11 protein-coding genes and 2 pseudogenes are annotated in these 13,042 nt (G+C 41.4%); 6 read left to right on the top strand and 7 right to left on the bottom strand.

Features of this window, described 5'->3' with window-relative positions:
- A pseudogene (locus CKO50_RS03580) lies at positions 1–708 on the top strand (transposase); the annotation flags it as partial.
- Positions 709–1,210: 502 nt separating this feature from the next.
- Here CKO50_RS03580 and CKO50_RS03575 read toward each other — a convergent pair.
- Entirely contained in the window at positions 1,211–1,444 is a 234-nt protein-coding gene (locus tag CKO50_RS03575) for a hypothetical protein (RefSeq protein ID WP_095727042.1), read from the bottom strand.
- A gap of 129 nt (positions 1,445–1,573) precedes the next feature.
- The gene (locus CKO50_RS03570) at positions 1,574–1,975 is read right to left on the bottom strand and encodes a GNAT family N-acetyltransferase (protein WP_095727041.1); all 402 of its coding nucleotides are present in this window, start codon (positions 1,973–1,975) and stop codon (positions 1,574–1,576) included.
- A 239-nt stretch (positions 1,976–2,214) separates the two neighbouring features.
- On the opposite strand from CKO50_RS03570, the pseudogene CKO50_RS03565 reads away from it, so the two are divergent.
- Positions 2,215–3,186: pseudogene (locus tag CKO50_RS03565) on the top strand (integron integrase).
- Between the two features lie 203 nt (positions 3,187–3,389).
- Here CKO50_RS03565 and CKO50_RS03560 read toward each other — a convergent pair.
- Positions 3,390–4,085 (bottom strand): hypothetical protein, encoded by a 696-nt coding sequence (locus tag CKO50_RS03560; protein WP_095727040.1) that lies wholly within the window; start codon positions 4,083–4,085, stop codon positions 3,390–3,392.
- 331 nt (positions 4,086–4,416) lie between these two features.
- Between CKO50_RS03560 and CKO50_RS03555 the strand changes: the two genes are divergently transcribed.
- The gene (locus CKO50_RS03555) at positions 4,417–5,025 is read left to right on the top strand and encodes a hypothetical protein (RefSeq protein ID WP_095727039.1); all 609 of its coding nucleotides are present in this window, start codon (positions 4,417–4,419) and stop codon (positions 5,023–5,025) included.
- Here CKO50_RS03555 and CKO50_RS03550 read toward each other — a convergent pair whose 3' ends face one another.
- Complete coding sequence (locus tag CKO50_RS03550) at positions 5,026–5,832, bottom strand: aminotransferase class IV (protein ID WP_095727038.1); 807 nt, start codon at positions 5,830–5,832, stop codon at positions 5,026–5,028. It lies immediately after the preceding gene.
- Positions 5,833–5,939: 107 nt separating this feature from the next.
- Here CKO50_RS03550 and CKO50_RS03545 point away from each other — a divergent pair, with 107 nt between their 5' ends.
- Positions 5,940–6,866: a LysR substrate-binding domain-containing protein gene (locus tag CKO50_RS03545; protein ID WP_095727037.1), complete on the top strand. Its 927-nt coding sequence runs from the start codon at positions 5,940–5,942 to the stop codon at positions 6,864–6,866.
- Here the strand turns inward: CKO50_RS03545 and CKO50_RS03540 are convergent.
- The 3 genes from CKO50_RS03540 to CKO50_RS03530 form a co-directional block, all read right to left on the bottom strand.
- Positions 6,828–7,448, bottom strand: a complete 621-nt coding sequence (locus tag CKO50_RS03540) for a LysE family translocator (protein WP_095727036.1) — start codon at positions 7,446–7,448, stop codon at positions 6,828–6,830. The two genes, CKO50_RS03545 and CKO50_RS03540, sit on opposite strands and share 39 nt — an antisense overlap.
- 103 nt (positions 7,449–7,551) lie before the next feature.
- Positions 7,552–9,165 carry a PepSY domain-containing protein gene (locus CKO50_RS03535; RefSeq protein WP_095727035.1) on the bottom strand — a complete coding sequence of 538 codons (1,614 nt, stop codon included), beginning with the start codon at positions 9,163–9,165 and terminating at the stop codon, positions 7,552–7,554.
- The gene (locus CKO50_RS03530; protein ID WP_095727034.1) at positions 9,162–9,482 is read right to left on the bottom strand and encodes a hypothetical protein; all 321 of its coding nucleotides are present in this window, start codon (positions 9,480–9,482) and stop codon (positions 9,162–9,164) included. The genes CKO50_RS03535 and CKO50_RS03530 overlap by 4 nt, the downstream gene beginning before the upstream one ends.
- A 436-nt stretch (positions 9,483–9,918) precedes the next feature.
- Between CKO50_RS03530 and CKO50_RS03520 the strand changes: the two genes are divergently transcribed.
- Together CKO50_RS03520 and CKO50_RS03515 are read left to right on the top strand one after the other, a co-directional pair.
- A complete protein-coding gene (locus tag CKO50_RS03520; RefSeq protein WP_095727032.1) occupies positions 9,919–11,967 on the top strand; it encodes a TonB-dependent receptor in 2,049 nt (682 codons plus the stop codon).
- A 309-nt stretch (positions 11,968–12,276) separates the two neighbouring features.
- Entirely contained in the window at positions 12,277–13,026 is a 750-nt protein-coding gene (locus CKO50_RS03515) for an ABC transporter substrate-binding protein (protein ID WP_095727031.1), read from the top strand.
- Positions 13,027–13,042 lie beyond the last annotated feature (16 nt).

Genomic DNA, 13,042 nt, shown 5'->3' with positions numbered 1-13,042 from the left:
GCGTCTGTCGGATGAAGCGATTGTGATACGGTGGCACAAGTTGTTTAAAGGCAATTGGATAAGCCAAAAGTTTACTGAAGGTGAGCCACTCAATGAGTCGGAGCAGTTGATGCTAGATGAGCTGGTTGATAAGTACAGAGAAAGACTCGCAGATATTAGCTGGTTTATGCGCGTACTTAACGAAGACATCGCCCGCCGAGCAAATATAGAAGATAACTGCACAGGCCGATTTTGGGAAGGACGATTTAAATCCCAAGCATTATTAGACGAGGCCGCATTGGCCACTTGTCTCGCCTACGTAGACCTAAACCCCATTAGAGCCAAAATCGCAGCAACGCCTGAAACCTCAGACTACACCAGTATCAAAAAGCGCATCGACCATGCGAAGCTGGGCAAACAACCAAAAANCGCTTTGCTGGCAGCCCACGAAAACATATGCCTAAAGGCCTGCCTTTTGAACTCAAATCCTATATTGAATTGGTTGAACTCACAGGCCAATGTATTCGCGCCGACAAACGAGGCTATATCTTTGAGTCTCAACCCATTCTTACTCGATTAAATATCGAACCGGAGAACTGGATAAAACTCACTACGCAATTTTCTCGGGTATTCCACGGTGCAGTTGGTCGAGAGCGANCCGCTTACTGTGAAACACTGCAAAAACGACGACGGACAAACCTAACAAACTGCGAGCGCTTGTTGGCTTAGTAAACTCAAATTTTCAACTCTAAATTTTTAACTGTTGTGTTTGCAGCGCGTTGTCGTGCGCGATAACTCAGTTTTAGTGTAGAGATACGCTTGAGCGCTAAAAAATAACCTATCGATAAACGTTTTTGACCTAAGTGACGACTGTGCTTTCATACTTTTTTTACTTCACCTCCTCAGCTTTGATGTTAATAGTGATGGGTGTCGCCTATTTTGTTTCAATGGGTGTCGCCTATTTTTTTCGCCTATTTTTTTCAGGTTAACCGATGAATGTCTAGTGGCCCTAAACAATAAGTTGTATCGACTGATTTAGGCAGCGATGAGATCGCAATAAGAGATTACGGCGAACACCCCTATATGTGTTTGCCATAAACGATTTAATGGCTAACCGACATAACNACAGGTTTAAGCGTTGCCAATACAAATTAGCTGCTTAAAAGCAGCTAAAAAGAATCGTTATGCTTACTTGACCGGATAAGGTTCATATGTGTCATGTTTTAGCTGCTCAACCAAGGCGAGTCGTAGCTTCTTCGTCAACTGTTAGGCCGGGGTGCATTTTACGAACTTTAGAAATGGCTTCTTGTTTATTTTTCGCCTCTACGTCTTCGGTAAAGCCAACTAACGCCGAATGCAATTGCTCTCCACTCTCGTTTTTCTGTACGTCATGACCCCAAAAGTCATAGTAGTCCTTCTCCCGACCGTCGCGTATTACTACCACGGTAAACGTTGCCTTGCTCATAATTTCAACCTCAGCAATCTTAGAAACATAACGCCGCAAGCAACGGCAATTTTTAGCAGGCTATAATGTGAAGCGAAGCGGAACCAGCCTGCTAAAAATTGTCCGCTTGACTTGTTTTGTTATATTTTTTTAATAGAACCCCATAAACTTTGGACTTTGCTTGAAGCCATGTTTTTGATACAAACCATGTGCATCATCAGTCGCCAACATTAAAAACTTACCTTTCCAACGTGGATCATTTACCACTGTTTCCACTAGCCACTTTCCTAGCCCTTGCCCCCTATAATCGGGGTCTACAATAACATCAGCGATATACCCAAAAGTTGAGAAATCAGATACAACACGAGCAAACCCTATTTGAATTTCATCGTCGTAAAGTGAAAAGCATTCCGAGTTTTCAACTGATTTTTCAATTACATCAATGGTCCGTTCTGAAGCCCAATAGGAGATTGATAATAGCTCTTTTACTTTGGGCAAATCGACGCGTTCAACGTCATCATAAATAAAATAGTTTTCGTTTGTGTACTGCAAGTGATTAGTACCTCTGAAAATATAACAATTTAATATCGACCCAATGGATCGTTTATCTACCGAGTCATGGGGCATTATTCTCATTGTACCAGTTTTATCACAATAACTAACTTGTTGCTACAGATATATTTTTCATCATTATGAAAAGGATGAAAACGACCCAGTGGGTCGTTTTCTTGACTATAGGAGAAATACGCCAACACTGTGTATAAATACAGTTTCTTTTTAGAGCTAATTCAATGAGAACTCGTTCACCATTTCTAAACCACATCGCAGAGTTTATGCTGACTAAGCAATATTCGCTCAGAACAGTTGATACATATCTTAAGTGGATTTCTTCCTATATTCATTTTCATGATAAGCGCCACCCAGCTTAAATGGGCGATAACGAGGTTGTCGAATATCTCGACTACCTTGTACTTAAACGTAATGTGTCGCCTAAAACACAAGCGACAGCGTTAAATGCATTATCTTTTCTGTATAAGCAAATAATTAAACAGGATTTGTGCCCCAATCTAACGTTTATCAGAAGCAAGCGCCAATCTAAGTTGCCAATTGTTATGACCCCCGAGGAGGTTAAACGTCTCATGTCGTTTTTAAGTAAACGATATTATTTAATTTCAGGCTTAATGTATGGTAGCGGCTTACGTGTAATGGAAGCTGTTCAACTACGAGTTCAGGACATTGACTTTGACTACAAGTGCATTCGGATCTGGAATGGAAAAGGGAATAAACATCGGGTGGTTACTCTCGCCACAGAACTTATACCTTTGCTAAGAAATCAAATTGCTCAGGCTGATGAATACTTAAAATTAGATTCCCAGAATGAACGATATGCAGGTGTTTGGATGCCAAACGCACTAGCAAGAAAATATCCTAGCGCCAATAAGTCAATTGCTTGGCAGTATCTATTTCCCTCATATAAGTTAAGTGCAGATCCTGAAACTGAGGAGATCCGCCGACATCATTTTCATCAAACAGGAGTACGTAAAGCGGTTAAAGAGGCAGCCAAAAAAGCACAAATAACAAAACCTATAACGCCCCACACTTTTCGCCACTCTTTTGCTACACACCTGTTACAAAGTGGGGCAGACATTAGAACAGTACAAGCTCAGTTAGGCCATTCAGACGTTAAAACCACTCAGATTTATACCCATGTTTTACAGCAAGGCGCAAACGGTGTTGTTAGCCCTTTGAGCAAAACTTTCTAGCTCGTTTTGGGGCATACATGAGTTAGTGGAACGTGCGCTTTGTGGAACAAAAGTAACGTTGACGGCCGTCTTTTGTTCCACAAAGCGCATGTCAGGTAAAGTCTAGCCCCGTTCTTTTTAAACGGTGAGTTTCGGGTATGGGCTACTACATTTTATACTTGGTAAAAAGTACAAATCCCAGCAAACAATAATGATCACGGCAATCAAGTCGCGCCAGTTACTGGCATATCCGAATCAAAGCCAACACTGGTAAATAGGCTATCTAATTCAAGCTCAAAATCTTTGCGATTTACATCCAACGCTTTTAATGTTGTTCCACCAAGTAACGCCTCTTGGCCCTTCTCTAGGCGTGCATGTAAACTTGCAATTACTGCACGAATGCGATCTCTATCTTGCTGCGCCAATGCTTTTTGACTTTCAGTTTCATGGTCAAGCTTTGCTAACATTTCCAGCCGCTCAGAGAGCTCCTTGTACGCTAAAAAATCTAACTCTAAATTTTTAAACAGTAATTGCTGCGCTTGATCTTTACTGCTGATATCAACCTTTACAGGCCTTGTCATCATATCAGCCAACAACGCTCGGAGCTTTTCGTAAGCAGCCTCCTCATGAGAGGCGATGCTTGTAAGGTCGAATAGAACTTCGTGGTCTGCAAATTGGAACTGCAGTAACGCTTCACTTTTGTCATGTTGCGACGTTTCACTAGACGAGCCACTACTCATGGCATTCATAAAGTTTTGTTTAAAGGTGTGAGCACGCCCCCCACCAGCAAGGTGATTGTCATTTGCTATAAGCTGATTATGAGCGCTCGGGATCACTAATTTCTCTCGCTCTACAGGTGAAAAGTTCAGTGCAGTAGGCTCAATCAGCGATACTTGATGTCCAGTTAAAAACGTTGGCATTGGGCAAGTCTAAAAAACAATTTCGGTGCTAGACCTTTGCAAGCATTATTCCAAATAAATATTTTCAATAATCAGCCGATGAATTGATATCAATAGCCACTGAACACGGAAATATTTCATTTTCTTAAATAACTCGTACAGCTTCATGGGCAATTCATTGCCGCTTAGGTACGTTAGGTTGCCCTATTTGAAGGCTAAATGGCAACAAGTCTACTGCTGAACAAATTGCAAACCCCGTACTTAAAAAAGAAACGCCGCAATAGCAACGAAAGCGGAATTTGGTATAAACCTTGCTGTATAAATATCAACCACCCAATGGATGTGCTTAATCATGAAATTGACGAAGGAAGAATTACAATTCATTAACCGAACCCTAGCCGGTAATCGCGTTGCAGGCTCGCTATTGCCGGAAGCTAGGGATCAAAAACAGCAAACGCACAGTGAGATTAAAAAGTTACTTGCGAGTATTTCAAATAGTTCTCAGTTTTGTCTCGTTGCCAAAAATGCCAACGAGCAGGTCGAGTTTCCACTTAGCGACCTATCGGCATTGATGGAGATTTTAGACAACAACTTAGAAGCACCTAATATCGTGGAAGCCACTAACTCTAGTGCGCCACGTAGCTGGCGTACTTGCCCATCAACGCCGGTCAGGTTTAGATTGTCCCCTCAATTGATGCCGTTTAATATGGTCTCCATATCGCAATCAGGTGGACTGCTTAATACTTTTCCCTATCAAGCAAGTGCTATCCAAATTAATGTGATCAGTCGGATAGCTAAATTATATCTTGCCGACCCTATTCCGCTGTTCGCAAACGTCCATTCGATAAAGGTGGCAAGCCCACTGGAGCTCGCCGTATCCTTTGCAATGAATAAAACCGATAGCGAAAAACTCAAAGCATTTATTCTTCACAACTACATACAGCGCAAGGGATTAGATTAGTTAAACCAAACTGGTCACTGGCGCCTTATCGTGTAACCTTCGTAGTAATGTGTAAAAGTCTTGGTTTAGATTTAGCTGTATACCATCAAGCGCAGCAATCGGAACACAAGGCGTCCAAGAGTTTAGTAGTGCAACTCCCTCTAACTGAGCTATCTCACCTAATGAAACATCAGCACTTCTTTGCTTTATACCAATTTGATGTGCCATTGCTTCTATAATTTGCATCATAGTGCCGTGCAATTTGGCCCCTTTTGGCCATACTAACCCTTCGCCATCCCAGCCAACAAGATTCCAAATACTGCCTTCCAACACTCTATTGTCATGAACGAAAAGTGCGTCGTCAAACCCGGCTTTGTTTGCTTCACGCATAAAGTGAGTCTTTGCGATTTCACCCACATGTTTAGTGTCGGCTAGTGGGCGCTGATATTCAAAAGATTTCAGACGTATTGACCCCGTTGGACCATCATGTGCAGCACTTGTTTTAATCATAATATTGAGATCCGCATTTTTTGATTTTTGCGTAAATTCACTATCTGAACTAAATACCGTGATTAAGATTGAGCCATCCTTTGGGGCTTCCTTTACCGCAGCTTGTAGCTGCTCTACCACATCCGTCTCTTTCAACTCCATTGAAAATATTTTTTGTGAAGCTTGTCGTAATCTTGCAATATGAAACTCAAATCCTTTTACTCCATATTCTCGCATTTGCATTGCAGTAAAATGTGCATGCCCTGCAAATGCCAGATTTTCCAACTCCTCTATTTTCGCTACATTCCCATTGATAAAAGTAGAGTACTTACCTTTCATTTCACTAGTCCAAATACCTCTGTGTGGTATTATTCTCTCCAAAATAGTGGGTTTTGAAAAACGAATAGTTTTTGCAAACCTTACAAATTTAATTTGCAGGGTGTTAAATGAAGTACTTGAGTGGTTCTCTCTTACAAATCTTGGATGCAAGCTTGCGGCTTAACAGCTTTTCAAAAGTAGCAGAAGAACTTGGACTTACACCTGCAGCGGTGAGCTACCAAGTTAGACAACTTGAAAGTCGACTTGGTTTTTTGTTATTTACACGACAAAGTGGAGGTCTTGAAGTGACCAAAGAAGGGCGACTCATTTGCCAACAAGCTTCTAAGTCGCTTACACAAATGCACTCGGCAATAGCGCAAGCCAAGCAGCTCAACCAAGATAATAAAACATTACGCATTACCGCCAGTACGCGCTTTGCCACTCAACTATTGTTACCTAATTTAGCTCGTTTTAAATCATCAAATCCTGATATCGACATTGAAATCGATATTTCGGATAAAATACGACCATTGGTACAGAGCGACTTTGATATTGCGATACGCTTTTGTGATGGTGTGTTGGAAGGAGCTGTTGAAATAAAAAAATTGATGAATACCAGTCTTGTCGCTGTTTGTAGTGAAGCTTTTTGGCAACAGCATCAAGCCTTGTTGGAAAGTCCTAAAACATTTCCTCAATTTTTGTTGTGTTCAGTTAAGTGTCGCGTCGGTTCTTTAGAGTGGCCTAGTTGGTCAAATTGGTTTGAAAGCTTTACCGACATTGAATGGAACAATGCTGAGCACATCTCATTCGATGAAATGACACAAGTGATCCAGTTTATACAAGACGAGAATGCGATTGGTTTAGTAGAGCCTAAACTGGCTACGAGAGAAATTTCTAGTGGTCGATTAGTTCAGCTTGATAAGCGCGAACTGGCGATCCCCGCTCCCTATGCATATTATGCGATCATTCCTGATGGGCGCAAAGATAGAGCGCCGACCAAGAAGTGCTTACAATGGCTACAAGGATTGGTAAATCACTCGCATGGCGAGCAGTAAAAAAGCACAGCCAAGAATTTTATCAATCACAGCTCGCTTAGCCGTTAAATCGAATTTATCTCTTGCTGAAGCACTCAAAATTGAGACAATAAAATACCACAACGCATCTATCGTTAGCACGGTGATACACATGATAAAACCTACCGTTAAAGTCATCTTTTCTGGGTCGATAAACTGCGAAAAGAGTGCGACGAAGAAAATAGCTAACTTCGGATTCAAAAATGCAATTGCAAAACCATCCTGCGCAGCTTTGCCATACGACGTTGCCACTTGAGACTGTGATACCGCTAACCCTTGGCTCTTACTCATTAGGATTTTTATCCCCATCCATGCCAAGTAGGCGGCACCACCGTAAACCAAAAATTGGTATACAATCGGAAATTGATGAATAAGCCCTGACAACCCTAAAATTGCTAGACTGGCATAAATTCCAACTCCCAAGCCATGCGCAAGGCTTGCGACAATACCGTGTTTGGCACTATGAAATAGGCTATAACGCAAGACAACCGCTAAACTTGGGCCTGGTGACATCGCACCAAAAGCACAAATAGCAGCAAGACTTAACCAGGCTGTAAGCTCCATAATTTTTCCGTAGAGAATTGCAAAACGAGTAGGATAACAGATTTGAAAAAATAGATGACACTTTGTAAGTAAAAAGGAGCTACCTGCTCCTTTCTACGTGTTTTTATACAGACTGCGTTTGTAATTCACATTCGGTTTGATGCTGGCCAATAAACCAAATGCTATTGGTTTCGCCATAGTAAGCCCTATGCTTTGTCTTATCTGCCATTCGCCAAAAAATAACACCTAGGATCATAGCGGTTAACTCCAAACCAATAGAAGACCAAGCTGTCGCTGGCCAAATGCCAAGACTTGGGATTGCAAACGCAATGACTGAAGTCAGTGGCAACGAGAAGCACAAAATGGCAACCGCCCTTTGTGACCAAATTGCCGTTTTACTCATACCGATGACGAACGCTGCAATCAAGGTAAAACCAAAACACAGATAATAGACCCACATATACACAACATTGATGTTTATTGTGGTCAACGCAGTCCATTTTGTTACAGCAAACGCGGCAGCTACACCCAATAATGAGCCCATTGCCACGCCAATAGTCAATTTACCCATCACTCGGGTTGATTTTGATTGCTCTAGCTGCTTTTGCTTACGGCGCTTCTCAAGCCACAATAAATTCCCCGTATAAAACAGCACTGCGCCTAAAATACCCATAATAAAATAAGCCCAACGACCAAACTCACCGCCGTAGCTACCAAAATGAAGACCGAATAACGTGGTCACTACCGCACCCCAAACCCCTTGTGCATCATCCGCGACACTGCTTGCCGATACTTCAAATGTATACGGGTTCATAAACAAATAATCAGCTTCTGGGCCACGCATCAAGTGTTTATCACTTAACAATTGAATTGACGCAGAGGGCCTTGCGCTATTTAATCGACTCAAGGTTATACCTTTGACTTGGTAGTCAGGTGCGTAGTCTTTCGCTTTTTGCAAAATGACCTCAAGCTTTGGCAAGTTTTCAACCTTGTATTCAATAGCTGAAGGTGCTTGACTCGGAAAAAGCGGCTTATCGCCATACAACTTACCTAGTCCATCGTACAAAATATCGTGGAATGCGAATACAATCACAGTGATAGCGATAATGATATGAAACGGTAAGCTAGTGATCCCAATTAGGTTATGAGTATCAAGCCAAAAACGGCTCGCGCCTTTTTTATCTCTTAGGGCAAAAAAGCTTTTTACTAAGCTCGGCAATAAGAAAATAACGCCCGAAACAAGCGCAATAAAATACAAAATTGCCGCAACTCCTAGTACATAAACCCCCGCCTGATCATGGCCAATTTCCCCCGCAATACCTGCACTGCGGTGAAGATAATCCACTAACGACGATAGTTCATTAATATAGCTGGTATGCGCCTCAAGCTCCCCTGCTTCATTTAAAGTGCCGTGCCAGAGCGTTTTATCAAGGCTCAAGCCCCGAGCGCCACCTTGTTCATACCAAGTAACTGGAGAGTGATCTGCTGCAAAACTAATATTGATACCATTTAGTGCCTCAGGATGTTGTTCAAGCACACGATAGATCAGTGCATCATATTGGTCAGCGTCGACTTGAGGCAAGTGGTGGGAAGGAGGTGTAGACCACTTGTCGATGCTACCAGCAAACATGGTGATAGCCCCGGCAAAGAAACCGATAAACAGCAATAGACCTGTAGTTACCCCCGTCCAAGTATGTACATTTTGATAAATCCTTAATATATCGGCGCGGATCTTCATACCATCCCTCTTACAACAAATAAAATAACGTAAACAACTAAATTAGCGCCGCCAAGCCAAAGCACTGCTTGTTTTGAGTTTTTGAACATAAAAACAAAACTCAAAATGAGCAACCAGATAGGAGAAATTATCCACATACTAAACTGAGTCCGCCAACTTTGTCTTGCAGGAGTTAACGTATCCATCAAACCATCACTGCCCACCCAAGCGAAAAGACCAACGATCCCAAAGCTTAGTGCCAAGCCAAGTATGACACCTGCAAGTGTCTTCCCCCACCAGTCAGGCTGAATTTTATCAGCATGTGACAACCTGCTCATTGTGATTTCCTAAAAAGTATTAAAATGGTGAAAGGAATAAGCGCGGTAAGCACCATGACACCGATAAGCCAACTAAATACGACCGCTGCGCCAGCAAAAATTTGTATTGCAAGAATGAATGTAATTGCCAAAAGAATATAGCCAGCAGCTCTAGCATTGTTTGCCAGAGGTCGCTTTAACAAGCGCTGATGCTTGTTTGTGCAGTAAATTAACGTAATTGCAAGGCTCAGAAGAGCAACAAAAAACACACTAAACAAGGTAAAACTCCGTTTTACAATTAGATTGAGGGTTAAGGTGAGATTAAGATTATAGCGAATGTTTTATTTTCAGCAACACAAAATACAATTGATGTGATAATCATTTTTATTTAGAATATTGAAAGACTAGCAACAGTCTCCTAAAAAATAACTTATAATTAGTAAAAAGGATCACCTCGGTGAATACATATTCTACAAAGAAATCTCTTGTAACTCTTTATGTTTCTGCAATACTCGCTTCCTCCCTCAGCCATGCCGATGATGAAAAAGAAATCGAATCGATTGAAAAAATCATCGTATTAGGCGAAAAAACAGCACGTAGTCTAAAAGATACAGCTTCTTCCGTATCTGTAATTGATGAGTCTCAACTCAAAGATTTAACGCACTTAAGTTTAAGTAGTGCAGTTTCTGAAATAGCCAATGTAGTTGTACTTTCAGGTGCAAAACCAGACATTCGAGGTGTTTCAGGTAATGGTTCGGCGACCGGATTCAATGGTGTTTCTGGTGGTGCTAAAGCAAGAGTTTCGACCATTACCGACGGTGTGGCTGAACCATTTATGGCTGATTTAACCGGCGATACGGGGATGTGGGATGTAGAACAAATAGAGGTATTCCGAGGGCCACAATCTACTAGCCACGGCCGAAACAGTATCGGCGGCGCAATGTTTATAAAGACCAAAGATCCCTCTTTTGATTGGGAAGGCGCAGGTAGGGTTGCTTATAGAAATAAAGATAGTTATATAGACAAGTCGATCATGCTATCTGGGCCACTTATTGATAATGAGCTAGCATTTCGTATCACCGGTCAACGCGTTGACGGTGAAGACTATGACAATAGTATTGAGTACAAAGATAATCCGCCAAAATTTGACCTAAATGAGCTCAACACAGAAAAAGCCAGATTTAAATTATTGTGGCAACCTAGTCAGTTTGAGGGAGTAACGGCACTTCTTAGTCATTCAATTGCTTTTGAAAAAGGAAATACAGGCCGTACAAACTATATCGCAAAGGACCCTCGCGCTTTCATTCCAGCTTGGGAGCGTTATATGGACACCAATTCAAAAACGACTAGTTTAAAAATCAATCACAAACTAAATCAAAGCGTTGATTACGAAATTTTGATGGCTGCCATGGATTATAATTTCGGTTTTGATTCTTATGAAGCTAACCCAAAATTTGAACAAGTAATGAGGATGAATGAAGACAATGTAAATGTCGAGTTCAAACTCAACTACAGCACCGAACTTTTATCAGGCTTCATTGGTTTAGCATATTATGACAGAGAGCAAACCTATCATAGTGATGGCTTTGCTAACTATTTCGGCAGTGATGATAGTAAATCAAAAGCCATATATGGTGAACTAAGCTATAAGCTAAACCCTGACTTTACTATCATCACCGGAGCACGTATTGAACAGGAATCACAATGGCGTGATATTCACTTTACTACTGCTCAAGGGGTACTGAACTCCCTACTAGATAAAGACAAAACAATTCGCTTACCTAAACTGGTTTTACAGTACAATGTAAATGATAAAACCACCGCATCTCTTAGCGCTAGACGAGGATATAATGGTGCGGGTGGCGCATTACAATGGGAAACTGGAGAATATTATTATTACGACTCAGAAACCGTTAACACCTACGAACTAGGTCTGAGATCTGCATTAAGTAATGATTTGAATATCAGTGCGAATTTATTTTATAACAATTACGACGGTTACCAAGCAAATGATCCACAATATCGTATCTCCAATATGGATACTGTGATCACCTACGGTGCGGAATTCGAGTTTTCTGCAATGTTAACACCTGATCTTCAGCTTCGAGGTGGCGCAGGTGTATTGAGAACCGAAATACAAGATACCAGCGAAAAATTCTCTGCGTTTGATGGCAATGAGCTAAGCTCAGCGCCAGGCTTCACAGCAAATTTAGCAATCAAGTATTGGCTCACTGATGAGCTGCATATTGGCCTTAGCACCGTTAAAGTAGATGAGTACTACGGTGAAATTGGTAACACTAAAGAGCGTATCGCAGGCGATTACACGCTGTCTCGCTTTAATATCGATTACGAAATTGATAATTGGCTGATTGCTGCCTTTGTAAATAATGTTTTTGATAAAGAAGCGTACACTCTGGTTTCGCCAAGCAGTCGTCGCTACGAATACGGCTATGTTGGTATTGTAGATCCTCGCAATATGGGTATCTCTGCTACCTATCAATTTTAAGGTCCACATACTTTTCATGTTTATGCCAATTCACTTAATTACGTGCCCTATTTTGAGGTGAGAAAATCTTTCTATTTAGTTGCTCTAAATGAAAAGTTTTAAACGCAGTTAGCGTCAGAGTTGCTCCTTCAAATTGAGCATGCATTAAAACTAATTGGTATTATTTTTAGCAAAGAGCAGAAAACCTCAAGCACGAAGCCGTTTATTTACCGAGGCGTGCTTTTAACGATAAGGCGCAACATTCACTCTGTTGCGCTTTTTCAATTCTATTATTACCCTTAGAGTAGTTAATTTAGGATAAACTTGCCGATGCGCATTTTTTTCATTTTGCTACTAACTCTCTCCAGTATTTGTACTCAGGCAAAAACAGAAAGTCGTGCGGTACATATTTGCTTTGAACGGTGGTGGCCTTACAGCTTTGTCAATGAGCAAACACAAGTCCGAGGCATAGAGGTTGATATAATTAAGTCAGCACTTGTTGGCACTCCCTACCGAGTGACATTTCATGAACTTCCTTATCGTCGCTGTTTAGCAGGCGTTGCCGATGGTACATTTGACTTTACTTTACATGTAGATGAAACCGATGGCTTTCCAATTATTGATGTGTCATTTACCACCTGGCAGCTCTCACTTGCGGTAAAACAAGGTCGTTTCAGTAACCCTGATGATTTTTATCAACTTGCCGCCCCAAGAATCATGATCTCAGAGGATTACAGCTACCCGGAAGCCGCTGTACAAGGGCTGAAAAAAATCAACGCAGCCATTGTCAGGCGTTCATTTTACGAGCAAAATCATGACGATAGCAAAAGGTTTTTTAGCGTACTTAATAACAATAGAGTTGATGCAGTTTTAGTCGACAGAGTGTGGGCTTTAGAGATGATCCGCCGCCATCAACTTGAAGTCACTTTTCTACCGCATCCCTTTCATGCTGAGCAGCAATTTATAGGATACAACATCGCTAATCAAGCGATGGCAAAGCGCATCGAGTCACTCTTAGAAAAATTTCCAGAAAAAAGGATTAAAGCCATTGAGATTAAATACTTAGGTGATGACTTTTAACTTCTAACGCAATAAT

The organism is Pseudoalteromonas sp. HM-SA03 (assembly GCF_002289345.1).
Classification (GTDB): domain Bacteria; phylum Pseudomonadota; class Gammaproteobacteria; order Enterobacterales; family Alteromonadaceae; genus Pseudoalteromonas.
This window is presented reverse-complemented; position numbering and strand designations above follow the sequence as displayed.